General features: G+C 71.9%; 20 protein-coding genes. 14 read left to right on the forward strand and 6 right to left on the reverse strand.

Features of this window, described 5'->3' with window-relative positions:
* Positions 1 to 231: 231 nt before the first annotated feature.
* The 3 genes from WME75_RS11855 to WME75_RS11865 form a co-directional block, all read right to left on the reverse strand.
* Positions 232 to 1,950: a carbamoyltransferase family protein gene (locus WME75_RS11855; RefSeq protein WP_437489939.1), complete on the reverse strand. Its 1,719-nt coding sequence runs from the start codon at positions 1,948 to 1,950 to the stop codon at positions 232 to 234.
* Positions 1,951 to 2,123: 173 nt separating this feature from the next.
* Positions 2,124 to 3,341, reverse strand: coding sequence for a molybdopterin molybdotransferase MoeA (locus WME75_RS11860; protein ID WP_437489940.1), 1,218 nt, complete (start codon positions 3,339 to 3,341; stop codon positions 2,124 to 2,126).
* Entirely contained in the window at positions 3,338 to 3,886 is a 549-nt protein-coding gene (locus WME75_RS11865) for a MogA/MoaB family molybdenum cofactor biosynthesis protein (protein WP_437489941.1), read from the reverse strand. Before WME75_RS11865 ends, WME75_RS11860 begins: the two co-directional genes overlap by 4 nt.
* 259 nt (positions 3,887 to 4,145) lie before the next feature.
* Here WME75_RS11865 and WME75_RS11870 point away from each other — a divergent pair, with 259 nt between their 5' ends.
* From WME75_RS11870 to rodA, 8 genes are all read left to right on the forward strand, one after another.
* Positions 4,146 to 5,117: a prolipoprotein diacylglyceryl transferase gene (locus tag WME75_RS11870; protein WP_437489942.1), complete on the forward strand. Its 972-nt coding sequence runs from the start codon at positions 4,146 to 4,148 to the stop codon at positions 5,115 to 5,117.
* Positions 5,118 to 5,772: 655 nt separating this feature from the next.
* A complete protein-coding gene (locus WME75_RS11875; RefSeq protein WP_437489943.1) occupies positions 5,773 to 6,717 on the forward strand; it encodes an RNA recognition motif domain-containing protein in 945 nt (314 codons plus the stop codon).
* Between the two features lie 192 nt (positions 6,718 to 6,909).
* Positions 6,910 to 7,071 (forward strand): 50S ribosomal protein L33, encoded by a 162-nt coding sequence (gene rpmG / locus WME75_RS11880; RefSeq protein WP_437489944.1) that lies wholly within the window; start codon positions 6,910 to 6,912, stop codon positions 7,069 to 7,071.
* A 113-nt stretch (positions 7,072 to 7,184) separates the two neighbouring features.
* A complete protein-coding gene (locus WME75_RS11885) occupies positions 7,185 to 8,219 on the forward strand; it encodes a rod shape-determining protein (RefSeq protein ID WP_061616521.1) in 1,035 nt (344 codons plus the stop codon).
* Between the two features lie 138 nt (positions 8,220 to 8,357).
* A complete protein-coding gene (gene mreC, locus WME75_RS11890; RefSeq protein ID WP_437489945.1) occupies positions 8,358 to 9,215 on the forward strand; it encodes a rod shape-determining protein MreC in 858 nt (285 codons plus the stop codon).
* Between the two features lie 4 nt (positions 9,216 to 9,219).
* Positions 9,220 to 9,744: a hypothetical protein gene (locus WME75_RS11895; RefSeq protein WP_437489946.1), complete on the forward strand. Its 525-nt coding sequence runs from the start codon at positions 9,220 to 9,222 to the stop codon at positions 9,742 to 9,744.
* Positions 9,741 to 11,696: a penicillin-binding protein 2 gene (gene mrdA, locus WME75_RS11900; protein ID WP_437489947.1), complete on the forward strand. Its 1,956-nt coding sequence runs from the start codon at positions 9,741 to 9,743 to the stop codon at positions 11,694 to 11,696. The genes WME75_RS11895 and mrdA overlap by 4 nt, the downstream gene beginning before the upstream one ends.
* On the forward strand, positions 11,693 to 12,829 hold the full coding sequence (rodA, locus tag WME75_RS11905; protein ID WP_437489948.1) for a rod shape-determining protein RodA: 1,137 nt from the start codon (positions 11,693 to 11,695) through the stop codon (positions 12,827 to 12,829). The genes mrdA and rodA overlap by 4 nt, the downstream gene beginning before the upstream one ends.
* 33 nt (positions 12,830 to 12,862) lie before the next feature.
* On the opposite strand, the gene WME75_RS11910 is transcribed toward rodA, so the two are convergent.
* The 3 genes from WME75_RS11910 to WME75_RS11920 form a co-directional block, all read right to left on the reverse strand.
* Positions 12,863 to 14,164, reverse strand: coding sequence for a GTP-binding protein (locus tag WME75_RS11910; protein ID WP_437489949.1), 1,302 nt, complete (start codon positions 14,162 to 14,164; stop codon positions 12,863 to 12,865).
* 130 nt (positions 14,165 to 14,294) lie between these two features.
* Positions 14,295 to 14,999 carry a PA14 domain-containing protein gene (locus tag WME75_RS11915; RefSeq protein WP_437489950.1) on the reverse strand — a complete coding sequence of 235 codons (705 nt, stop codon included), beginning with the start codon at positions 14,997 to 14,999 and terminating at the stop codon, positions 14,295 to 14,297.
* A 103-nt stretch (positions 15,000 to 15,102) separates the two neighbouring features.
* Entirely contained in the window at positions 15,103 to 16,098 is a 996-nt protein-coding gene (locus WME75_RS11920; protein ID WP_437489951.1) for a rhomboid family intramembrane serine protease, read from the reverse strand.
* A gap of 389 nt (positions 16,099 to 16,487) precedes the next feature.
* On the opposite strand from WME75_RS11920, the gene WME75_RS11925 reads away from it, so the two are divergent.
* The 6 genes from WME75_RS11925 to WME75_RS11950 all read left to right on the forward strand — a co-directional run bounded on the left by WME75_RS11925 (position 16,488) and on the right by WME75_RS11950 (position 23,785).
* A complete protein-coding gene (locus WME75_RS11925; protein WP_437489952.1) occupies positions 16,488 to 17,081 on the forward strand; it encodes an RNA polymerase sigma factor in 594 nt (197 codons plus the stop codon).
* Positions 17,078 to 17,935 (forward strand): hypothetical protein, encoded by an 858-nt coding sequence (locus tag WME75_RS11930; protein ID WP_437489953.1) that lies wholly within the window; start codon positions 17,078 to 17,080, stop codon positions 17,933 to 17,935. Before WME75_RS11925 ends, WME75_RS11930 begins: the two co-directional genes overlap by 4 nt.
* Entirely contained in the window at positions 17,935 to 18,537 is a 603-nt protein-coding gene (locus WME75_RS11935) for a hypothetical protein (protein WP_437489954.1), read from the forward strand. Before WME75_RS11930 ends, WME75_RS11935 begins: the two co-directional genes overlap by 1 nt.
* An 83-nt stretch (positions 18,538 to 18,620) precedes the next feature.
* A complete protein-coding gene (locus WME75_RS11940) occupies positions 18,621 to 20,354 on the forward strand; it encodes a J domain-containing protein (protein ID WP_437489955.1) in 1,734 nt (577 codons plus the stop codon).
* 166 nt (positions 20,355 to 20,520) lie between these two features.
* The gene (dnaK, locus tag WME75_RS11945; RefSeq protein WP_437489956.1) at positions 20,521 to 22,350 is read left to right on the forward strand and encodes a molecular chaperone DnaK; all 1,830 of its coding nucleotides are present in this window, start codon (positions 20,521 to 20,523) and stop codon (positions 22,348 to 22,350) included.
* 34 nt (positions 22,351 to 22,384) lie between these two features.
* Positions 22,385 to 23,785 (forward strand): hypothetical protein, encoded by a 1,401-nt coding sequence (locus tag WME75_RS11950; protein ID WP_437489957.1) that lies wholly within the window; start codon positions 22,385 to 22,387, stop codon positions 23,783 to 23,785.

A 23,785-nucleotide genomic window follows, 5' to 3' on the forward strand; every position in this document is an offset into this window, starting at 1 on the left:
GCATCATGCTCGAGGCTGGGCGTCCAAGCACCTCCGGTCGCCGGAGCCTCCTGCTCCGGCATTCCATCGAGGTGGGCATGGCGCCCGGCGTCCCGTTCTTCCACATGCCGGGGACGCCCATTTGCCGTCCCCTCGCTCCACGTCAACCAGGAACTTTCGCCTGAGGCTTCCCGGCCGCTTCCGGCGCGCTTTTCGCCGCTTCTCGTGAACCGCCGGGCTGCGCGCCGCGGCCTAGGGGGTCTGCGCGCGCTCGACGTAGGCCCGCTCGAGGACGAGCACATCCATCCTCGTCCGGACGAAGCAGTCGAGCGCTTCCTTCGGGGTGCAAACGATCGGCTCGCTCGCGTTGAACGAGGTGTTCACGAGGACCGGCGTGCCGGTCAGCCGGCCGAACTCGAGGAGGAGCGCGTGATAACGCGGGTTCTCCTGGGCGGTGACCGTCTGCGGGCGGCCCGTGCCGTCGACGTGCATCACGGCGGGGATCTCGGCGCGGCGCTCGGGCTTGATCTTGTAGACCTTGACCATGAACGGGTCCGCCGAGGTCTGCTCGAAGTAGTCGCCCACGCGCTCCAGCGGGAGCGCCGGCGCGAACGGGCGGAACATCTCGCGGCGCTTGATCCGCTCGTTCATGATGTCCTTCATGTCCGGCCGCCGCGGGTCGCAGAGGATGCTGCGGTTGCCGAGCCCGCGGGGGCCGTACTCCATCCGCCCCTGGAACCAGCCGACCACCTTGCCCTCGCTGATCGCCCTGGCGACGCGGGGGATCAGGTCCTCGTCGGGGAGCGTCTCGAACGCGACCTGCTCCTTGCGGAGCACCTCCTCGATCGTCTCCTGCGAGAAGGCCGGGCCGAAGTAGCTGTGCGTCTGGTGGAAGGCGCGCGGGTTGCCGAGCTTGTGGTGGTGGACGTAGAGCGCCGCCCCGAACGACGTGCCCGCGTCGCCGGCCGCGGGCTGGATGAAGACGTCGTCGAACAGCCCCTTCGGCCGGATCTTCCCGGCGGCCACGCTGTTGAACGCGCAGCCGCCCGCGAGGGCGAGGCGCGGCGAGCCGGTGAGGTGCTTCGCCGTCGCGAGCAGCTCGAAGTAGACCTCCTCGAACACCGCCTGCGTCGAGGCGGCGACGGCCTTGAAGCGGTCCTCCACCTGGCTCTTCGGGCTGCGCGCGGGGCCGAGCAGATCGATCAGGCGCTCGGAGTGGATGGCGCCGTAGCGGGGCTCGCCCTCCCAGGTCATGGAGATGCCCTTCGTGTGGTGCTGGAAGTACTCGAGCCCGAGCTCGAAGGCCCCGTCCTTGATGCGCACCACCTGCCGGAGCTTGTCGAGCAGCTCCGGCTGGCCGTAGGCCGCGAGCCCCATGACCTTGTACTCGTCGCCGAACTTCGGGAAGCCGAGGTACTGCGTCAGGCCCGAGTAGAACAGCCCGAGCGAGTGGGGGAAGCCGACGCGCCGGAGGATCTCCAGCTTGTTGCCGCGGCCGCGCGCCCACATCGTGCTCACGAAGTCGCCGAAGCCGTCGATCGACACGACGGCCGCCTCGTCGAAGCCCGAGGGGAAGAACGCGGAGGCGAGGTGCGCGCGGTGGTGCTCGACGTTGTGCGGCTCGGCGCGGATGCGCTTCGGGTCGATGCCGAGCGCGGCGCCGAGGTGCACCTTCGGGTCGCTCGCGCTGAGCGAGCCCTTGAGGAGCCCGGCCGGCGAGCGCCGCGTCAGCGCGTAGAGCAGCTTGTCGCCGAGGTGCGCCCGCGTGTCGCGCCCGATCGCGATGTGATCGATGTCCTCGACCCGCGCGCCGGCGGCGCTGAGGCAGTACTCGACCGCGAGCCGCGGGAAGCCCGCGCAGTGCTTGATCCTGCTGAACCGCTCCTCCTCCGCCGCCGCGACGAGCTGTCCGTCGACGAGCAGCGCGGCCGACGCGTCACCGTGATAGGCGTTGATCCCGAGGATGAGCATGTTTCCGCCATCTTCCGGCGCCCCTGCGCGAGGGTCAAGGCGCGCTCACCGCGCTGGCGCGCGACAAAAAAGCACGGGATCGCAGGCAAAACCGGCCGCCGTTCGCCAACGCGACGCGACGCGACGCGACGCGCGCCGCCATGCGAACACGCATTCGCACGGCGCGCGCGAGATCAGATCTCGGCGAGGCGGATGGCCTCGAGGCGATCGCCCTCGTCGATGCGCTCCTGATCGGCCGGCACGAGGACGAGCGCCTCGGCCTCGGCGAAGCTCGTGACCGCGCCCGAGGCCTGGTTCGTTGCGATGCGCGCGACGAGCTCGCCGCTCGAGATCTCGAGGCGGGCGCGGAGGAACTCGGCGCGCCCGGGCTGACGCCGCAGCGCGCTGGCCGCGCGGACGATCACCCGGGGCGGCAGCGGCGCGGCGTCGCCCTGGAGCGCGCGCAGGAGCGGCACGCCGAAGAGGATGAAGGTGAGCGAGGCGGAGGCCGGGTTGCCCGGCAGGCCGATCACGTGCACGACGCCGCTCCGCGAGAGCTCGGCGCGCCCCACGGCGAGCGGCTTCCCCGGCTTGATGGCGACGCGCCAGAAGTCGAGCGTCACGCCCGCGGCCTCGAGGGCGGGGCGGACCACGTCGTGGTCGCCGACGCTCACGCCCCCGACGGTCACCACAAGGTCCGACCCGCGCAGCGCCGTCGACACCGCCTCGGCGGCGCGCGCCGCGTCGTCGGGGACGAAGGGCCCGACGCGGACCGCCGCGCCCGCTGCGCGCGCGGTCGCGGCGATGAAGTAGCTGTTCGACTCCGCGACCGTGCCGGCGGGGCCGGGCGAGCCGGGCCCGCGCAGCTCGTCGCCGGAGCACAGCAACGTGACCACGGGGCGGCGCGCGACGAGGACGCTCGGTCGATCGAGCGCCGCCGCGAGCGCCACCTTCCCCGGCGTGAGGCGCGCTCCCCTGCGCAGCGCGACGGCGCCCTCCGCGAGGTCCGCGCCCCGGCGCCGCACCCAGGCGCCGGCGCGCGGCGCCTCCTTCACGGTGATCTCGTCGCCGCTCCGCTCTGCGTCCTCCTGGGGCACGATCGCGTCGGAGCCGGGCGGTAGCCGCGCGCCCGTGAAGATCCGGCACGCCGTGCCCGGCTGGAGCGATGGCAGCGGCCGGCCGGCCGCGCTCTCGCCGCGCACGGGGAGCCTGAAGGGCCCGCTGCCCGCGAGGTCGGCCCATGCGACGGCGTAGCCGTCCATCGCGCTGTAATCGAAGGCGGGCATCGCGTCGGCCGCCGCGATGTCCTCGGCGAGCACGCGTCCGGCCGCGTCGTCGAGCGACACCCGCTCCGGGCCGACCGGGACCGCGGCCGAGAGCAGCCGCGCGAGCGCCTCTTCGAAGGGGATCATCCGCGCTGCTCCTTGTCCTGGGTGCTGTCTTTTGTGTGCTGTGTGTGCCGGTGGTGATGGCCGCCCGTGCCCGACGCGAGCGCGACCGCGTGCGCGAGGACAGGGCCGATGAGCTGCGTGACGGCGAGCTCCACCGCCTTCGGGCTGCCCGGGAGCGCGATCACCACGAGCCCTCGCGCGACGCCCGCGGCGGCGCGCGACAGGATCGCGTTCGGCCCGATGGCGTCCCAGCTCAGGCGCCGGAACGCCTCGCCGAAGCCGTCGAGCGTCTTGTCGAAGAGCGGCGCGAGCGCCTCGACGGTCCGGTCGCGCGGCGCGATCCCGGTCCCGCCCGTCGTGACGATCGCGTCGACCGTTCCTGCGCTCGCGATCTGCTCGATCGCCGCTCGCAGGAGCTCCGGCTCCTCGCGGACGACGGCGTGGGACGCCACGGTGAAGCCGGCCTTCTTGAGGAGCTCTCCGAGGAGCTGTCCGCCCTCGTCGTCGTCGAGGGTGCGGGTGTCACTGAGCGTCAGCGTGGCGACGCGCACGGGGGAGCGGCTCATGCGGCAGATTTACGCCTCTCCCCGGCGAATGGCGAACTCTTGATGACGCCGGCGTGGTCATCTCGCGGGGCCTGCCTGCTAACGCCGCGGCCGCCCGAGCGCGGGCGGCCCTCGAGCCTCCGTCCGCCGGCGCCGCGCGGAGCGCGCGTCAGCGGCCATCGGTCGTCGACGCCGCGCGCGAGGCGTCGACGACCGGTGTCGCTCCGGTGTCGTTGACGGCGGATGGCTTTCGCATCGCCGCTGCGCTAGGGGGAGCGGCGTGTCTGGCCCCCTGATCCCTTACATCGATCTCCCCGAGATCCCGCTCTCGTTCCTCGAGCACATCCCGCTCGTTGGCCAGCTCATCGATCCGGCGAAGCCGCCGTCGATCAAGCCGTTCGGCACGCTGGTGGCGCTCGGCGTCTACATCGGCGCCGTGGTCGCCACGCGGCACGCGCGCGAGCGGAAGCTGGACGAGAAGAAGATGGGCGAGTTCATCTTCTGGGTCGTGGCGGCCGGCTTCATCGGCGGGCACGTCTTCGATGCGATCTTCTATCACCCGCAGCGGGTCGCCCGCGATCCGCTCTACCTCCTCGCGCTCTGGGACGGCCTGTCGAGCTTCGGCGGCTTCACCGGCGCGCTGATCGGCGCCGCCTCCTGGCGCTTCTATCGCCGCGAGAAGATCCTGCCTTACTGCGAGGTCGTCGCCAGCGCGTTTCCGCTCGCGTGGGTCTTCGGGCGCGCCGGCTGCGCGTCGGTCCACGATCACCCGGGCCGCCTCTCCGACGCGTGGCTCGCGGTCCGATACCCGCTCGGGAACGGTTACGTCGGCCGATTCGATCTCGGCCTCTACGAGTGCCTGCTCACGATCCCGCTCGCGATCGCGTTCGCGGTGCTCTGGCGCCGGAACCCCCATCGTCCTCTCGGGTTTTACCTCGGGATCATGTGCACCGCGTACGCGCCGGTGCGGTTCGGGCTCGACTTCCTGCGCGAGCGGGAGGGCACGCTCGTCGGCGGCGATCCGCGCTACGGCGGCCTCACCCCCGCGCAGTGGGCCTGCTTCGGTCTGCTCGCGGTGGGCATCTATTTCCTGCGCATGGCGGCGCGCGGCGAGCCGTCGAGCGCCGGGGTGGGCCCGCTCAACGGCGCTCCGCGCGTCGCGGACGATGACGCGTCCGACGACGACGAAGGGGACGATGAGGGCGACGAAACCGAGGAGCCCCGGGCGTCCCGCGCCCGGGTCAATCGGTAATCCCCCGAGCCGCGCCCTGCGGGCCTCGTGCGCCCCGGCCGTCGAACCCTTCCTCCGGCGCTTCCATGCAGCACAGGCGGCGAATGGCGCCCTCGCTGGGCCAGTCGTCCAGGCGGCCCTTGGCTTCCTGGGAAGGCGCATCGGGGCCCGCGCGTCTCGCGACGTCGCAAAAATTCACTGTGTTTTCAGTTGCTTGCGCGCCGTCGTCCGGTCGTGTCGGACAGAACGACATCGAGCGATCCCCTCATGATGCGGCCAGCGCTGGATGACGCAGCCCTCCCGAGCGCTGCTCTTCCCGACGTCGATGTCCGGCGCTGCCCGCCGGCGACGGAGGGGGGCGGCGTGGCTGCCCGGTCCGCCGGAGCTGCGCCTCTGGCGTTGGGGGGCCCCGGGACCGCTCCTTACGGGCCTGCTTTTGGCTCGCTCGCCCGTGGCGGGTCCCTTGACGCGCCAGGGGCGCTAGATATCGTGGGGTGGAGTTTGCACCAGAGGGTCGGCCCGCCGACCTTCGCTCGTTTGAGCTCGGTTGCCCCTTCCGCCGAAGGCGGGGTCGATCGAGGCGCGCTCGCGGAACGCTCCGCATCATCGACATCGATCACGGAGCGAGTGGACCAAATAAGAGGGAACGCAGGGGCCAACCCCAGGTTTTTCTACAATGGCTGAAGATTCGCGTAAGTTGTTCGTGGCGGGCTTGCCCGACTCCATCACCGAAGACGTTTTGCGGCAGCTCTTCGAGGCCACCGGCGGCAACGTCGTCGAGGTCAGTCTTCCGAAAGATCGCGCGACAGGTCGTCCGCGCGGCTTCGGCTTCGTCACGCTCTCGACAACCGGCGAAGCCAACGCCGCGCGCGAGTCGCTCGACGGGTCCTTTCAGGGCGGCAAGTCCATCTCGGTCCGCCCCTTCCAGGCCGAGCCGCCGCGGCGCGAGGGGCGCCCGATGGGCCCCGGCGGCGGTCCGGGCGTCGGTGGTGGTCTCGGCGGCGGGGGCGGGGGCGGCGGTGCGGGCCTCGGGCCGGCCGGAGCGCCCGATCGGACCCTCTACGTCGGCAATCTCCCCTATGACGCGAGCGTCGAGGAGGTCGAGGGGCTGATCGGCGCGACGGGTGCGGGGCCGGTGGTGCGGGTCCACCTGCCCATGGACCCTGACGGTCGCAAGCGCGGGTTCGGCTTCGTGACGATGGCCAGCGCCGATGCGGCGCGCGGCGCGATCGATGCGCTGCGCGGTGTGGACGTGCGTGGCCGGCGCCTCGTCGTCAACCTGGCTCATCCGAAGGGCGAGCGGCCCGAGCGCGAGCAGCGCCCCGGTGGCTTCGGCGGCGGCGGCGGCTTCCCCGGCGGTGGCGGCGGCGGCTTCCCCGGCGGTGGCGGTGGCTTCCCCGGCGGCGGCGGTGGTGGCGGCGGCTTCGCGGGCGGCCCTGGTGGCGGCGCGCCTCCCCCTCCTGCGCGCAAGACGTTCGACGATCGCCGGCGGCGCGGCGCACACGACGGCGATGGCCCTCCCGGTGCTGGTGGCGGTGCCCCCGGCGCTGCTGGCAAGCGCAGCAACAACAAGCAGAACTGGGATCGCGGTCGCACGGGTGACGACTGGGACGACGAATGAGCTCTCCCGGTTGACAACTGCACCGTTTCTCGTAGGGTAGGCGCCCTCCAGACGGGCGGTCGGGCGTCGCTGAGCCCGCTCATGTCCACTGGTCCCCTGCCGGTTGCGGTCCCAGCGCTCCCGTGCTGCCCGCGCCTAGGTTCAACCAGGGCCGTCTGTGAAACAGATCGGCCCTGTTTTCGGAGATCTCCGATGCGCGACATCATCAAGCTGACGTGCGGTACCTGCGGCCGCGCGAACTACCACACGACGAAGAACAAGCGGACGATGACGGAGAAGTTCGTCATCAAGAAGTTTTGCCCCACCGAGCGCAAGCACACCGAGCACAAAGAAGGCAAGATCTCGAAGGGCTAGGCCACGCTGCAACTGCTGGCCGCTGCCGCCGGGCCCGCTCTTGCGGGCCTCGGGTCTGGCTTCTGCGCCCTCGCGGTGCGAGGCTTAACCTTGTTCATTTTTAGGGCGAAGCGATGATCTTCGACTGGCTCTACGGCCTGTTCTCGAACGATCTCGCGATCGATCTCGGCACCGCCACCACCCTCATCTACGTGAAGGGCAAGGGGATCGTGTCATGCGAGCCCTCGGTGGTCGCCGTCCAGCGTGATGCTCGCGGCGGCAAGAAGGTGCTCGCCGTCGGCCGCGAGGCGAAGGAGATGCTCGGGCGCACCCCGGGCAACATCCAGGCGGTGAGGCCGCTGCGCGACGGCGTCATCGCCGACTTCGAGATCACCGAGGCGATGCTCCGGTACTTCATCGCGCGCGCGCACAACCGCCGCACGCTCGTCAAGCCGCGCATCATCATCTGCGTCCCCTTCGGGATCACCGAGGTCGAGAAGCGGGCGGTGAAGGAGAGCGCCGAGGGCGCCGGCGCGCGCGAGGTCTACCTGATCGAGGAGCCGATGGCGGCGGCGATCGGCGCCGGGCTGCCGATCACCGAGCCCAGCGGCAACATGGTCGTCGACATCGGCGGCGGCACGACCGAGGTCGCCGTCATCTCCCTCGCCGGCATTGTCTACTCGCAGAGCGTTCGCGTCGGCGGCGACAAGATGGACGAGTCGATCATGGCCTACATGAAGCGCAAGTACAACATGGCCATCGGCGAGCAGACCGCGGAGCGCATCAAGATCACGGTCGGCAACGCGTACCCGCTCGAGCAGCAGCTCACGATGGAGGTCAAGGGGCGCGACATGGTCGCGGGCATCCCCAAGACGGTCGTCGTCAACTCCGACGAGATCCGCGACTCGCTGAGCGAGCCGACGAACGCCATCGTGGACGCCGTGCTCATCGCGCTGGAGCGCACGCCGCCGGAGCTCGCCGCCGACATCGTCGACAAGGGCATCGTGCTCACCGGCGGCGGCTCGCTCCTCAAGAACCTCGACGTGCTCCTCCGCGAGGAGACGGGGCTGCCCGTGATGGTGTGCGACGACCCGATCAGCGCCGTGGTGCTCGGCAGCGGCAAGGCGCTGGATCACCTCGAGCTCTTGAAAGAGGTCACGATCAGCTGACGTCTGGTCTCGTGCCCCGCCCGTGAGCTTGCCGGCGGGGCTCTGCTGCGGCGCGCGCCTCGCGGGGGCGGGCGCCGCGCGGCGACGACAGGGGTGGCCTCGCGGGTCGTCCCGTACTACCTGGGTCCGGGAGCCACGGTGAACCTGAAACGCTACCGCGACTTCGTGATCGTGCTGCTGGCGCTCGCGGTGCCGTTCTGGTTCCTGCGCGCCAGCATGCGCGACCCCAAGCAGAACACGGGGGCCGACCGGATCGTCATCGGCCTCGCGGCGCCGATCCAGTACGCGGCCGCGACCCTGGCGCGCGGCCTCTCGAACCTCTGGGGCGACTACATCTACCTGGTCGACGTCAAGGAGGACAACGCCAGGCAGGCCTCGCAGATCGCCCGCCTCCGCGAGCGAGTGCGGAAGCTCGAGGCGCTCGAGGAGGAGAACCGGCGCCTGCGCAGGCTGCTCGATCTGCGCCAGAGCCTCCGCACCGACGTGGTGAGCGCCCAGGTCGTCGGCAAGAGCACCAACGATTTCTTCCGCGTGGTGCGCGTCACGCTCGACCGCGAGGCGCGGGACATCGGCTCCAACCTGCCGGTCCTCTCCGCGGACGGCGTGGTCGGCACCACGCTGAAGAGCGCCGGCGACACGGTCGACGTGCGGCTCGTCGTCGACGGGGGCAGCGGCGTCGATGTGATCGTCGAGCGCACCGGCGCGCGCGGCTTCGTCCGCGGCACGGGCGACGAGAGCAAGTACTCCTGCAGCGTGGAGTATGTGCAGCGCACCGACGAGATCGAGGTCGGCGACCTCCTCGTGACCAGCGGCGTCGGCCGGCGCTTTCCGAAGGGGATCCCGGTCGGGACCGTGACGCAGGTCGTCCGCCGCGATTTCGGCATCTACCAGCAGGTCTACGTCGCCCCGGCCGTCGATTTCTCCCGGCTGGAGGAGGTGCTCATCGTGACGACGACGCCTCCGGAGGAGGCGCCGCCGCAGGCGCAGCGGAGGTGACGCGATGAGAAACTCCGCGTTCCTGGCGATGGGCGCCGCCCTGTTGATCGTTCAGTCGAACCTGTTCCGGCTCATCGGCAAGCTGAACATCCCGGGCTCCACGCCGAGCCTGCTCCTGCCGCTCGTCGTGTTCATGGGGGTGCACGAGTACTCGATGGCGCGCGGCGCCGCGCTCGCCTTCCTGCTCGGCTACCTGCTCGATCTCTTCACCGGCGCGCCGGTCGGCCTGTTCACCTTCATCACCGTGGCGACCTTCGTCGTGTCGCGTGCGGCCGGCGTGCGGCTCGCCGCGCAGACGCTGCTCACGAAGATCGCGCTGGCCTTCGTCTTCGGCCTCGTCGAGGGGGTGCTCATCGTGATCCTCACCGCCATCTTCGGGGGCGACGCGGCGCGCCCCCGCGCGCTCGCCTTGCTCGTCGCGCCGCACGCGGTCTCGACGGCGCTCTTCGCGCCGTTCGTCTTCGCGCTGGCCGAGCGCGTGCACCAGGCGACGATCAACGTCCCGCGGCCGGGGGAGAGCCCGCGGTGAGCCTCCTCGTCCAGCGCTCCGACGTGAGCGAGTTCCGCCGGCGCTTCCGGTGGATCGCGCTCGGCATGGTGGTCGGCTTCATGCTGCTCATCGGGCGCCTGTTCTACCTCCAGATCCTCGAGGCCGACGAGAACATGGCCATCGCCCGGGAGAACATCGTGCGGCGGGTGACGCTCGCGACCACGCGCGGCATCATCCGGGACAAGAACGGCAAGGTGCTCGCGGCGAGCCGGCCCTCGTACAACGTGTACGTGGTCCCGCGTCGCCTCGACATGGAGACGACCTGGCCGAAGATCGTCGAGTACCTCGGCGTCGGGATCGAGGAGCGCGCGCGGCTCGAGGCGCTCATCACCTCGATCCGCGCCGACGAGGGCCCGCGCAAGAACCAGCAGATCCTGCTGAAGGAGGACATCTCGCGCGACGCCGTGGCGACCCTGGCGACGCATGACGCCGAGCTGCCGGGCGTCGACGTGGTGCCGGTCCCGGTGCGCTACTACCCGTACGAGGAGGTCGGCTCGCACGTCCTCGGCTACATGGCCGAGGTGGACGCCGAGCGGCTCGCGTCGCTCCGGAGCGTCGGCTACATCGAGGGCGACCGCATCGGCGTCACCGGGATCGAGCGCGCCTGGGAGAGCTACCTCCGCGGCACGCGCGGCTGGGAGAAGGTGCTCGTCGACGCCAAGGGGCGGCGCCGGACGGGCGGCGAGGGGATCATCGAGGAGCCGCTGCGGGTCGACCCGATCCCCGGGCGCGACCTCCGGCTGACGCTCGACGCCGACATCCAGAAGGCGATCGACAAGGCGATGCGCGGCGAGCTCGCCGGCGGCGTCGCGGTCATCGACGTGCGCACCGGCAGGATCCTCGGGCTCTACTCGAAGCCCGGCTACAACCCGAACGCGCTCTCGGGCGGCTCGGGCAAGCAGGTCATCCGCGACGCCTTCCGGCGGCTCTACTCCGATCCGCTGAAGCCCGCCCTCGACAAGACGCTCTCCGGCGCGTACCCGCCCGGCTCGACCTTCAAGCCGTTCACCGCGCTGGCGGCGCTCGAGAAGGGGCTCATCGATCCCCGGCAGTCCTCGCGGTGCCGGGGCGCGCTCACGTTCGGCAAGCGCACCTTCCGGTGCACGCACGTGCACGGACCGGTCGCGATGCAGAAGGCCATCGCCGAGTCGTGCAACGTCTTCTTCTACCGGCTCGCGGCGGAGTACGGCGTCGGCATGGACGTCATCGCCGAGATGGGCCAGCGCTACGGGCTCGGCGCGCGGACGGGGCTCGGCATCAACGCGGAGGCGGGCGGCAGGATGCCGACTCGGGCGTGGATGACGCTCCGGAACAAGGGCCAGTTCCGCCTCGGGTTCGGCCTGAACGCGGCGATCGGCCAGGGCGCGACGACGGTCTCCGTGCTCCAGCTCGCGCTGGCGTACGCGGCGCTCGCGAACGGCGGCACGCTGTACCAGCCGCAGATCGTGCGGGCCGTCGAGACGAGCGCCGGCACGGTCGTCCAGGAGTTCACGCCGCGCGTGCGCCGCCAGATCGACATCCGGCCGGAGAACCTCACCCTCGTGCACCGGGCGATGGTCGCCGGTGTGAACGAGGAGGGCGGCACGGCGTTCAAGGCGCGCGTCGCCGGCGTCGAGATGGCGGGCAAGACCGGGACCGCGCAGGTCTCGCACCGGCTCACGCGCGGCGTCGAGGCCGAGCGGGTCTGGTACTTCAACCGCGAGCATGCCTGGTTCGCCGGCTACGCGCCGGCGCGCGCGCCCGAGGTCGCCGTGGTCGTGCTGGTCGAGCACGGCGGCGCCGGCGGCAAGCACGCGGCGCCCGTCGCCTTCGAGGTCGTCCGCGCGTACCAGGAGCTCGCGAAGGAGCGGCGCGGCGGCCCCAATGAGGGGCCGCGCGCGGGCAAGAGCAGCGCGGGCCGCGCGCCCGCCGCGTCGGGGCGCACGCCATGATCCGGGGCGATTCCCTCTCAGCTCGTGATCGCGACCATTTCGACTGGCCGCTCTTCATCGCCGCGGTGTCGATCGCGGTGCTCGGCGTCGTCAACCTCTACAGCGCGACGAGCGTCTACTCCGGCTCGCGCGCGGAGCTCTACATCAGCCAGGTCTACTGGCTGTTCATGGGCGGCATCATCGGCGGCGTCCTGATCGCGATCGACTACCGGCACCTGGAGCGCCTCGGGTACGTTCTCTACACGTTCGGCGTCTTCTCGCTGGCGCTCGTCTTCGTGCTCGCGCGCGACGTGCGCGGCTCCGCGCGGTGGATCGAGTTCGGGGCGTTCCGCTTCCAGCCCAGCGAGTTCATGAAGGTGTTCCTGGTCATCGCGCTGGCGAAGTTCCTGCACGACGACCCGCGCAACGAGGGCCGCACCCTCCGCGATCTCGCGATCCCGGCGACGCTGACCGCGGTCCCTGCGCTCCTCGTGCTCAAGCAGCCCGATCTCGGGACGGCGACCATCCTCGTGTTCGTCTTCCTGACGATCGCGGCGGTCACGCGGGTGCGGTGGAAGAGCGCCGCGCTGTTCGTCGTGTCCATCCTCGTGGCGGTGCCGATCCTCTGGGAGTACGTGCTGCTCGATTACCAGCGCGCCCGCGTCCTCGTGTTCCTCCACCCCGAGGAGGACCTCCTGCACCGCGGCTGGCACGCCCACCACTCGCGCGTGGCGATCGGCAACGGCGGGCTGTTCGGCAACGGATACCTCCGGGGCACCCAGAACCAGTTCCTCTTCCTGCCGGACCAGTTCACCGACTTCCCGTTCCCGGTCTTCGCCGAGGAGTGGGGGTTCGTCGGGTGCGTGGTCCTCGTGTGCCTCTATGCGTTCCTGGTCGTGTGGGGGATCCGCATCGCGTCGATGGCGAAGGACCGCTTCGGCGCGGTGCTCGGCGTCGGCTGCGCGGCGATCATCTTCTGGCACGCGGTCATCAACCTCGGCATGACGTCGGGCGCGCTGCCGGTCGTCGGCGTCACGCTGCCCCTGTTCTCGTACGGCGGATCGAGCGTGACCACCGTGATGGTCGCGATCGCGCTGCTCATGAGCGTGTCGATGCGCCGCTACTCCGGCGTCGCCTCGCTCGATCGGCTGTGACGGCGGCGGGGCTGCCCTCGCACCAGGGCCGCGTCAGATCGCGCTCTCTGCGAGCCGCGCTTCGATGACGAACGCGAACGCCTTGAGCGCGTCGCGCTCGGTCACCTCGCTGCCGGAGCGCGCTCTCCGGACCGCGGCGCGGAAGCCGAGGTAGCGGCGCCCGTCCAGGCCGAGCAGCGCCGGCACCGTCGCGGTGTCGCGCGGCGCGTCGGTCGAGCCCGCGAGCTCCGCCGCCTTGTCGAGGATCCCCGCGACGAGCGCGTTGCAGCGCTCGAGCGCCACGGCGTACCGCTCGGCGGCGATGGCCGCCTCGATCTCGGCGACCACCTCGCGCTCGGCGGTCGGCCACAGCGCCACGAACGAGAGGCCCGGCTGGGCGAGGTGCCTCGTGGCCGCGGACGGTCCATCCGCGCGCGCGGTCGCCGGGGCCTCCGCGGACGCGGCCAGCCTCCGGGCGGCGAGCCGCAGCGACGACGGCAGCCCGCGGCTCACCGGATCCCCGACGCCGGTGCTGCGCGGCGGGACGTCGAGACCCGGCGAGGAGGTCGAGCCGGGCGCGGCCTCGCCCTCGCCCGGCTCGTCGATCGTCGAGTGCGGGGGCATCGTCGACCATGGCTTGCTGGGCGGAGCGAGCCGCGAGATCACCGCATCGAACTGCGCTGACGGCGGCGGCGACGCGTCGCGCAGCGCGGTGACGAGCCCGCCTTCGATCGCGTCGAACCCGCCGAGCCCGCTGCCCATCGCGTCGGGCAGGCGGCTCTCGAAGGCGCGCAGCACCGCGGCGCTGATCTCCTCGAGCCCCTCGTAGATGCCGAGCCCCGTCTTCGCCGACGTGGCCAGCGAGACGGCGCGGAATGGGTTCAGCATCGCGTCGAGCTCCTCCAGGGGGAGCAGATCCGGCAGATCGCGCTTGTTATGCTGAAAGACGAGCGGGATGTGCTGCAGCCCCCGCCCCTGCTCGGCCAGGTTGTCGCGCAGATTTTCCAGGCTTTCCATGTTCGCGTCGGCGCGAACGGCCTGCGAGTCGCTGACGAACACGATGCCGTCGGCGCCCGTGAGCACAAGCTTTCGGGTCGCGTTGAAGTAGACCTGCCCCGGCACCGTGAAGAGCTGGAGCCGCACGTTCATCCCGCGCAGCTGCGGGAGCCGGACCGGCAGGAAGTCGAAGTAGAGCGTCCGGTCGACCGGCGTCGCCAGGGAGACGAGCTTGCCGCGGTACTCGGGCTTCGCGGTGGCGTGCAGGTACTCGAGCGTGGTCGTCTTCCCGCCCAGGCCGGGCCCGTAATAGACGATCTTGAATACGAGCTCGCGCGACAGTGGGTTCACCGACGCCATGGACGGCGGCGACGATACACGAAAAGGGGATCGGGGGCGCCGTGGCGTGCGCGGGCACGCGTCAGCCTGCAGCGCGCGGCGCCGGACGGCGCTGGCCGAGCTCCGGTCGGCCGGCCGGCGCGGTCCTTCGTCAGCGGAGCCCGACGAGCGGCTCGAGCTTATCCTTCTGGCCCATCTGGAGCAGGAGCGCGACCTGGCCCCGCTGCGCCTGGAAGTAGTCGAGCCGCAGCCGGTGCGTCCCCTCGGTGAGCCGCGTCTCGCCGTCCGCGCTCTTCGCGGTGTGGACCCCGTCGTTCGCGAGCACGCGCTTGTCGTCGATGTAGAGGATCGCGCCGTCGTCCGCGGTGAGCCGGAACTGGTACATGCCCTCCTGCGGCGCCTTGAACTCGCCCTCGAAGCGGAGGGCGAACCACTCGTTCTGCGCGAGCGCTCCCGGGAAGCCGGCGGAGAAGTCCTGCGACTTCACCTCGAACTTGTCCGTGTACAGCACTGCGAACGGCACGAGCCCGTCGAAGCTCGGGAGCTTCCGGCTGTTCTCGGGGATCACGTAGGCGAGCCCCCGGAAGGCGCCGCTCTCCCCGTTGCCGAACACGTTCGGGGCGGTGATGCGCGGCGCGTTGTGCGTGGGCAGGCGCCACTTCGGGGATTTGCGGCGCGCCGGCTCCGGATCCGGCTTGGCCGGCTTGCGCGACCGGGAGGCGGTCTTGGCGGGGGGAGGTGGGGGCGGCGGCGACGTCTCTGCCGACTTGCTGCCGCTCTGGATGGTGACGTGGCAGCCGCCGAGGAGAGACGCGGCAAGCACGCACGAGGCGATGCGCGATGAGGTTCGGACCATGACGTCTCCTGAGAGGGAACGGACGGACAGGCCCGCCCCCACGTGAATGCGAGGATGGCGCTTAGACGGTCGGGCAGGGCGCGGCAATCAGCGTCACGCTTCGTCAGGGGCCGTCCGGCGCGGGCGACCCCGCCGACCGCGGCGACAGCGCCCCGGTCGCCTCCCGCGGAGCCTCCCCGGGCTCGTCGCGCTCCTCGCGTGCGGGCGCCTCGATCCGCGAGAGCCCGTCGATCGACTCCGTGGCACGCCAGAGCGGCGAGCGCTGGGCGAGCCCGAGCGCGGCGAGGCAGGCGAGCACGCCGGCGAGCGCGCCGGCGTTCATCACGCCCTCGAACCGGATCCGCGCCGGGCCCGCGTAGATCACCCCGAGCAGCGCGCCGCTGGCCAGGCCCCCGATGTGCGCCGCGTTGTTGATGCGGATGCCGGTGTTCGACGCGTTCACGACGAAGCCGAAGAGGACGATGTAGAACACCGCCTGGAGCGCCAGGTCCTTCCAGCGCGGGTCGCGGCGGCGGAGCAGCCAGCCGAGCAGGAGGCCCATCACGCCGAACACCGCGCCGCTCGCGCCCGCGGTGCACACGACCTCGGGCTGCACGAAGAGGTTCCAGGCGGCGCTCGCGATGAAGCCGAACAGGCCCGTGAGGACGTAGACGATCGCGAACCGCGCCGAGCCGACGGCGGGCTCGGCGGCGCGGGCGAGCATGCCGAGCGTCATCATGTTCATGCCGAAGTGGAGGACGCCCATGTGGACGAAGACCGCGGAGAGCAGGCGGAACGGCTCGAACGGCGCGCCTGGCTCCACGAGGAGCGCGCCGAAGCGGAGGTAGTTCGACCTGTCCCACGCCGAGAGGAGGCCGAGATCGCGGGAGTGCGCGGCCACCATCTGCCCGACGAATACGAACGCCGTGAGCCCGCCGAGGATCTTTGTCGCGAGCAGGCTCCGCCCATCGAGGGGCCCCCTCGCCGGCACGGCGCGGGCCGAAGGGAGGAGCAGCGGCGCTCCACAGCGGATGCATCGGCTGAAGTCGCTCCCGTTGAGGGCGCCGCAGCGCGCGCAGTTCAACGAGCGCCGCCGCTCGCCGGACGGCCCTGCCGTCACAGGCCGGTCCCGACGCGCCGCCCAACCCCGGGGCGTGCGCGAGACCTGAACGTTGTATCGAGGGTCACGAGGGCTTCCTTTCACGGAGAACGCTCCGCGTCGAGGCCGGCACAATGTGGAGGCTCCGGGCCGTAAGGTCCACGGCTTTGGGCCGTTGTCGAGGTGTGAATGCGGCAGCCCTCCCGCGCTCGGTCCCCGCCGCCGCGTGGCGCCCTCGCGGAGGCGCGCGGCGGCACCTCGGCGGCGCGCCCGCGTTCCTCCACGGCCGCGGGGGGCGCCGTCCCGCCGCGGGCGCAAGGCGGACTTCGGTGCGAACCGTCCCACGTCCGGGTATCGTCGCCGCTGTGACGGCGGTGGCAGCAGCGAGGCCTGATCTCGAGGCGGAGCGCATGCAATGCGATCGCGCCGCGCAGGGCGATCGCGCCGCGCTGGGCCAGCTGCTCCGCAGGTACGGGCCTGCGCTGTACCGCGCGGTGCTGCTGCCCCGCCTCGGCTCCGACGCGGCCGCGCAGGACGCCCTCGCCGAGACGTACGCGCGGGTTGTCGAGCGGTTCTCCCAGTTCCAGTGGCAGAGCTGCGGCATCTACCCCTGGCTCCGCGTGATCGCGCTGCGCATCGCGCTCGACATGCTCCGCGCGCGACGCCGCGAGGCGCTCTTCGAGCCCGAGGATCTGCAGCGCGAGATCGACGCCGCCGAGACCGATCTCACCGCCCGCGGCGAGGCCGAGCTCTGCGAGAAGCGCGACCTCGCCGACGCGCGGGCGCGGGTCGATGACGCGCTCGGGCGCCTCAACCCGCGCTACGCCGAGGCGATCCGGCTCCGGGTGCTCGAGGAGCGGCCCCGCGACGAGGTGGCCCTCGCGCTCGGGGTCAGCGTGGCGACGTTCGATGTCGTCCTGCACCGCGCCATGACCGCGCTGAAGAAGGTGCTCGCCGCGGGGGTTGCCGCGCCGCGCGCGGCGCATAAGGAAGGGGCGCGATGAAGCCGCGGCGGCCCTCGGATCCGCGCCCCCCGCCGACCGGAAACGGGCCCGTGGAGCGCCGCGGCGGCCCGGAGCGCGGCCGGCGGCTCGCGCTCGTCTCGCCCGAGGCGGAGCCGTTCGCGCCGGCGTCCGACGACGAGCCGCGCGCCGCGCGCGAGCTCGCGGAGGCGCTCGATCGCGGCGAGGTCCCGCTCGCGGAGACGCTCCGGGCCGCAGCTCGGCCTGTCGGGCTCGACAGGGCCGACCACGACGCGCTGCTCGCGCGCGCGCTCGGTGACGACGACGCGCCGCCGACCAGGGCCGAGCGGCGCGCCGCCGAGCGCCTGCGGGAGGCGCTCGATCCAAGGGCCGCCGGCTGGGGCGGGCCCGGGCGGGGCGGCGGCTCCGGCGGCGACGGGGAGCTCGCCTCGCCCGGTGCGCGCGACGAGCTCGCGGAGCTCGCCGTCGCGCTCCGGGCCGCGTGGCGTCCGGCGCCGCTCGCGGAGCTCCGGAACCGCGCGCTCGTCGAGGGGGCCCTCCGCGCCTCGCCCGCGCATCGCGCCCGGCGCATCGCGCCGGTCACGATGGCGGCGCTCTCGACCCTCGCCGCGGCGGCGGCCGCCGCGGCGTTGATCTTCGGCCAGATCCGGGAAGAGCGCGCCTCCGTCGCGCGCGCGCCCGGCGACGACGGCGCGCCGTCCGCGGCGGCCGCGCCGCTGCCCTCGCTGATCGAGGCGCGCTCGACCACCGCGCTCCTCGATCCGGTCGCGCCGTTCCCGAGGGAGGGCGGCCAGACGGAGCGGATCGATCGCATCGCCGCCGCGCGCGCGTCCGATCTGCGCCAGAACCGCTATGCGGCGTGGGGGGTGCGCTGATGCGGAGCGCTCGCCTCGTCGTCGCTTGCCTGGGGTTCCTCACAGCGGCGCACCTCGGGTGCGCCCGCGACGACGAGAGGGCGCGCGCCGGCGCGGCCCCGAGCGATCCGGCGTGCGCGTGCGCTCCGGCGCAGATCGTCGACCCCACGCTGCTCGCCTTTCTCTCCAGGGCGCGCGCGGCGCACCACGCCGCCGACGTGGCGCTCGGCGCGGGCGATCGCGCCGCCGCGATCCGCGCCATCGAGGGGATCATCGCAGCGCCGAGGCCGCCGGGCGCGCCGCCGGAGGTCGCCGAGGTGACGGCGGACACCTACGCCCGGCTGGCGGAGCTCCGGGGCGAGGCCGGCGAGTTCGACGCCGCGGCGCGCGACATCGACGCGGGCCTCAGGCTGGCGCCGGCGCCCTCTCATTACGAGGGCCACCTCTACGAGGTGGCGGGCGTGGTCGAGGAGCGCCGCGCGAAGGCGCTGGAAGAGAAGGGGGATCGCGCGGCGGCGGCGCAGGCCCGCGCGCGCGCGGTCGGCCTGCTGGAGCGGGCGATCTCGATCCAGGATCACGTTATCACCGAGGCCCTGAAGGGCGCCCAGGAAAAGCCGCGCTGAAGCGCGCCCCGGCCGTGGTCTCCAATTGCGACGGGCGCGCGTTCCTCGTTAGACTCGGCGGGAGGGCGTCGCTGCCCGACTCGATGACGCTCCGTGTACCAAGGCCGAAACCCGGGTACGATCTCAAGTCGCTCCCGCTGAAACCCGCGGACGCGTTCCTCCTGTCGCGGATCGACGGCGTCCTGACCGATCGGGATCTGTCCTTGATCACGGGCATGTCGCACGGCGACACCGTCGAGGCGCTGCGCCGCTTGCGTGATTTCGGCGCCATCCTCCTGGACGGCGAGCCCTCTGGCCCGCCTCCGCCGCGGGGCGCGGCCGACGCTGCGCGGCGTGGGGCCGCGGCGGATCCGGAGCGGCCGACGTCGTCCGGGGGCGAGTCCGTCCCGCTCGGGCGCGACGCGCTCCAGCAAGTGGACTCCCTGCCGCTCTACGATCCTGCCGAGCTGGACGAGCCGGTCGAGCTCGCCCCCGACCGGAAGCGGCGGATCCTCGACCTCTACTATCGGATCGAGGATCTCAGCTATTACGCGCTGCTCGGCGTCTCGGACCAGGCGGACAAGAAGCAGATCAAGAGCGCCTATTACCAGCTCGCGCCGGAGTTCCATCCGGACACCTACTTCCGCAAGCAGCTCGGCTCGTACAAGCAGAAGATCGAGGCCCTCTTCACGCGCATCACGCTGGCGCACGACACGCTGACGTCGAAGCAGCGGCGCGCCGAGTACGACGGGTACCTCGAGCAGACCCACAAGAACCGGGCGATGGCGGCGCTGATCGAGCAGACGCCCCGCGACATCACCACCATCTCCACCGCCGTCGACGCCTCGGTGCGCGCTGCGTTCGCCGATCCGCACGACGTGGCCGGGTCGCCCGGACGTTACTCCTCCGAACGCCCACCCCCCGAGCAGGCCCCCGCCGCGGCGTTCACGCGCGCAGCGGCGCCGGCGCAGCCGTCCTACGCGGCGAGCTCGCCGGACCACGGAGGCGCGCCGGCGCGGAGCGCGGCGGTCGGCTCGCCCGCCGCGCCCGCTCCCAGCGCGAAGGATCGGCGCGAGACGTTCGCGCGCAAGCTCACCGGAGGCCTGCGGCGCGCTCCGGCGGGCGCGCCCTCCCCGGCGCCTGCCGCAGCGGCGGCCACGGCGCCTTCCGCAGCGGCGGTCACGGCGCCCGCCGCGGTGGCGGTGTCGAGGGTCCCGGGCGGCGTCCGATCGCCCGAGTCGATGAGGGCGGTCGAGGTGCTCAAGGCGCGTTACGATTCCGCCCGCAACGAGGCGCTCCGGAACCAGATCGCGCGGCACGCCGAGGCGGCTCGGTCCGCGCTCGACCGGAACGACTACGCGGGGGCGGCCAACGCGTTCCGGATCGCCGCGTCGCTCGCGCCGGAGGACGCCGCGCTCCAGAGCGCGTCGGCCGACGTGCAGCGCCTCGCGGCGGTGGCGCTGGCGGAAGGCTACCTCAAGCAGGCCCACTACGAGGCACAGACCGGGCGCTGGGTCGATGCGGCGCTGAGCTATGTGAAGGTGTGCAACGGTCGCCCGGACGACGCTGGCGCGCACGAGCGGGTCGCCCACGCGACGCTCCAGGCCGGGGAGAACACGCGGCGGGCGGTGGAGTTCGCACGGCGGGCGGTGGAGCTCGTGCCCACCTCGGTGGAGTACCGGCTGACGCTCGCGCTCTCGTACGCGGCCGCGGGGCTCACGAAGAGCGCGACCGGCGAGTTCGACCGCGCTGCCGAGCTCGCAGGGAACGACGCCCGGCTGCGCGGCCTCATCGCCCAAGCGCGCGAGCAGGCCAAGGCGTACGGGAAGCAAGTCTAGCGCCGCCCGGCGACGCCGGCCGCGATCGGGCCGGGGGCGGCGCCTTCGGAAGGGGCCGAGCACGATTGGCCCGCTCGGCTCCGCGAAACGGTCTAGCATCGTGACCTCGGCGGCCGTTCGGGCCGAAGATCACTAGCCGAAGATCACAAGAGGAGCAGCGGCATCGATGGAGCGTGTCATCGGCATTGACCTTGGCACCACGAACTCGTGCGTTGCCATCGTCGAGGAGGGCGTCCCGACCGTCATCCCGAATCGCGGTGGGTACAAAACGACGCCGTCCATGGTCGCGATCACCGAGGCCGGCAAGCGGCTCTGCGGGCACATCGCGAAGCGGCAGGCGATCACCAACGCCGAGAACACGGTCTACGCCGCGAAGCGGCTGATCGGCCGCAAGTGGTCGTCCCCGCAGGTGAAGAACGCGATCCTGACTGCCTCGTACAAGATCGTCGAGGGGCCGCACGGGGACGTCCGCATCCAGCTGCGCGACAAGACGTACTCGGTCCCCGAGATCAGCGCGATGGTCCTCCAGGAGATGAAGCTGTTCGCCGAGGACTACCTCAACGAGCCGGTCTCGAAGGCGGTGATCACCGTCCCCGCCTACTTCAACGACAACCAGCGGCAGGCGACGAAGGACGCGGGCCAGATCGCGGGGCTCGACGTCATCCGCATCGTCAACGAGCCGACGGCGGCGGCGCTCGCGTACGGGTTCGGCAAGAACTTCGAGAAGACGATCGCCGTGTTCGACCTCGGCGGCGGCACGTTCGACATCTCCGTGCTCGAGATCGGCGCGGGCGGGGTCTTCAAGGTCATCGCCACCGCGGGCGACACGTTCCTCGGCGGCGAGGATTTCGACGCGCGGGTCATCGACTGGCTGGTGCAGGGCTTCAAGGAGCAGCACGACGTCGATCTGCGGCAGGACAGGATGGCGCTCCAGCGGCTCAAGGACGCGGCCGAGAAGGCGAAGTGCGAGCTGTCCAGCGTGCTGGAGACCGAGATCAACCTGCCGTTCATCATCTCGAGCGCGCGCAACGAGGCGCTCCACCTCCAGCGCACGCTCTCGCGGGTCACGCTGCAGGAGCTGTGCGAGGACCTCGTCGAGCGGTGCGTCGAGATCTGCAGCCAGACGCTCGAGGACGCGCGGCTCGATCGCGACGAGATCGAGGACGTCGTGCTCGTCGGCGGCATGACGCGCATGCCGCGGGTGCAGGAGGCCGTGCGCGACTTCTTCGAGCGCGAGCCGTGCAAGGGGGTGCACCCCGACGAGGTGGTCGCGCTCGGCGCGGCGGTGCAGGGCGCCGCGCTCGTGGATGAGACGAAGCAGATGATCCTGCTCGACGTCACGCCGCACGCGCTCGGCATCATGACCTTCGGGTCGAACTTCGAGGAGCTCATCCCGCAGAACACCACCGTGCCCACGAGCCGGTCGAAGATCTTCACGACGAGCCGCGACAACCAGACCGCGGTGAAGATCCTGGTCATGCAGGGCGAGCACCAGAAGGCGACCGACAACGAGCTGCTCGGCGAGTTCATCCTCACGGGCCTGCGCCGCGCCCCGAAGGGCCAGGTCGAGATCGAGGTGACGTTCGAGATCAACAGCGACGGCATCGTCTCCGTGAGCGCGAAGGATCTGGAGACGGGCCAGCAGCAGTCGATCCAGGTCACCGCGTCGAGCGGCCTCACGAAGGAGGAGGTCGGCGAGATGATGGAGGCGGCGAAGGAGTACCTCGTCGATCGCCGCGTGAGCGACCAGTTCGAGGGCGTCCGGCAGGAGGCCGAGAAGCTCATCGCCGAGATCGAGCGGATGTTCCCGCAGGTAGAGCAGATCGTGGCGTCCAGCGATTTCGGCCGCGACGCCATCGGCAAGGCGCGCGGGATCGTGGACCGCTCGCGCCAGGCCATCGGCCGGCGCGACGCGGCCGCGGTCAAGGAGCAGATGGAGGCGCTCTCGCGCACCCACCGGATGTTCAAGGGTGTCGTAGCCAGGCCACAGGGGTGAACGGTGGTCGCGATGAGGGAAGACGATGCGGTCGGTGCCGCCTGACTCCAAGACCCTGGACTCCTCCTGGGGGCACGATGAGGTGGACGAGCTCGAGGACACCCAGCCGGTCGCCTCGAAGGAGATCCTCGCGCGCATCGCGCTAACGCGCGAGGGGCAGGGCTCACCCCGCATGGCGACCCCGCCCTCCGGCTTGCCGCCGCAGCCGGACGCCGAGGGCAAGATCACCCTTCCGCCGCCGATCCCGGTCAGCGAATACGTGGCAAAGATGATGACCCGTCGCTCTCATTCGAGCTCCGAGATCACCGCCCAGCGGCCGCGCCCGCCCGAGGGGCCTCCGGAGGGGTACCCGCCCGTGCCGACGCGCAAGACGATCCCCTGGGAGCCGCCGCCCGGCAGCAGCTTCTCGGGCAAGCACGGCCCGTCCAGCCTGGAGGCCGCGCGGCTCGGCCTGGAGGCCGCGCGGCTCGGCCTGGAGTGCGATGAGCCCGGGGTCCCGTCACGGCCTGGCGGCCGGATGGGCTTCGGATCGCTCGAGGGGGAGCACGAGATCGGGCCGGACCTCGACGATTTCCTGCGCGAGCCGGGCCAGGCGTACCCGCACAGCTTCGGGGAGATCGACGTCTTCGGTGGCCCTCCGGTCGATGCGCGGGACGTTCACGCCCCCCAGAGCGCGCGGGGGCGCGGACACGGCCCCGAGGACGGCGGGTCGCTGGGCATCGATTTCCGGCTCGATCTCGGCTTCGAGGAGCCGGGCCTCGCCATGGATGAGCAGCCGGTCACGCCGCCTCCCGGCACGCTCCGGTACGGCCTGATCGTGGAGGACGACGAGCCCGCCTTCCGCGGCGGGACGGGCGCGCTCGCCGGCTCCACCTCGTACCGGGTCTCCGGCGACACGCAGGGCGGGGCGCGCGCGCCACGCCGGATCGAGACGGATCGCGCGCCGCGCCAGCTCGAGACGGAGCGCGCGCCGCGCCGGCTCGAGACGGATCGCGCGCCGGCGGCTGCTGCGAGGGTGGACAAGGGGGTTCACTCCCGGGCGACCGAGCCCCAGCTGAGCATCCAGGGGCCGCGGGAGCAGATGCAGCACCGGTTCGATCAGGGGGACTTCGGGGGCGCGCTCGTCCTCGCGGAGGGCCTGATCGAGGAGAACCCGAAGGACTTGATGGCGCGGCAGTACGCCGACAGCTGCGTCGAGATGCTGCGGCAGATGTACAAGTCGCGCCTCGGCGACGGCTCGCGCGTGCTCCGCCTCGCGGTGTCGCCGGACCAGCTCCGCTCGTTGAACCTCGATCACCGCGCGGGCTTCTTGCTGTCGTGCATCGACGGGTACAGCTCGATCGACGAGATCCTCGACGTCTCGGGCATGCAGACGCTCGAGGCCTTGCGGCTCCTGTACGAGCTCGTGCAGGAGGGGATCGTCTGCGGCGTGTAG

This window comes from Sorangium sp. So ce1014, from assembly GCF_051521505.1.
Lineage (GTDB): Bacteria > Myxococcota_A > Polyangia > Polyangiales > Polyangiaceae > Sorangium.

What these genes read in the sequence shown, in the direction of transcription:
- WME75_RS11895 (WP_437489946.1), top strand. Translation starts at nt 9,220, where the DNA reads ATGAGAAACTCCGCGTTCCTGGCGATGGGCGCCGCCCTGTTGATCGTT.
- WME75_RS11925 (WP_437489952.1), top strand. Translation starts at nt 16,488, where the DNA reads ATGCAATGCGATCGCGCCGCGCAGGGCGATCGCGCCGCGCTGGGCCAG.
- WME75_RS11855 (WP_437489939.1), bottom strand. Translation starts at nt 1,950, where the DNA reads ATGCTCATCCTCGGGATCAACGCCTATCACGGTGACGCGTCGGCCGCG.
- WME75_RS11940 (WP_437489955.1), top strand. Translation starts at nt 18,621, where the DNA reads ATGACGCTCCGTGTACCAAGGCCGAAACCCGGGTACGATCTCAAGTCG.
- WME75_RS11930 (WP_437489953.1), top strand. Translation starts at nt 17,078, where the DNA reads ATGAAGCCGCGGCGGCCCTCGGATCCGCGCCCCCCGCCGACCGGAAAC.
- WME75_RS11875 (WP_437489943.1), top strand. Translation starts at nt 5,773, where the DNA reads ATGGCTGAAGATTCGCGTAAGTTGTTCGTGGCGGGCTTGCCCGACTCC.
- WME75_RS11935 (WP_437489954.1), top strand. Translation starts at nt 17,935, where the DNA reads ATGCGGAGCGCTCGCCTCGTCGTCGCTTGCCTGGGGTTCCTCACAGCG.
- dnaK (WP_437489956.1), top strand. Translation starts at nt 20,521, where the DNA reads ATGGAGCGTGTCATCGGCATTGACCTTGGCACCACGAACTCGTGCGTT.
- WME75_RS11865 (WP_437489941.1), bottom strand. Translation starts at nt 3,886, where the DNA reads ATGAGCCGCTCCCCCGTGCGCGTCGCCACGCTGACGCTCAGTGACACC.
- WME75_RS11860 (WP_437489940.1), bottom strand. Translation starts at nt 3,341, where the DNA reads ATGATCCCCTTCGAAGAGGCGCTCGCGCGGCTGCTCTCGGCCGCGGTC.
- WME75_RS11915 (WP_437489950.1), bottom strand. Translation starts at nt 14,999, where the DNA reads ATGGTCCGAACCTCATCGCGCATCGCCTCGTGCGTGCTTGCCGCGTCT.
- WME75_RS11885 (WP_061616521.1), top strand. Translation starts at nt 7,185, where the DNA reads ATGATCTTCGACTGGCTCTACGGCCTGTTCTCGAACGATCTCGCGATC.
- WME75_RS11910 (WP_437489949.1), bottom strand. Translation starts at nt 14,164, where the DNA reads ATGGCGTCGGTGAACCCACTGTCGCGCGAGCTCGTATTCAAGATCGTC.
- rpmG (WP_437489944.1), top strand. Translation starts at nt 6,910, where the DNA reads ATGCGCGACATCATCAAGCTGACGTGCGGTACCTGCGGCCGCGCGAAC.
- rodA (WP_437489948.1), top strand. Translation starts at nt 11,693, where the DNA reads ATGATCCGGGGCGATTCCCTCTCAGCTCGTGATCGCGACCATTTCGAC.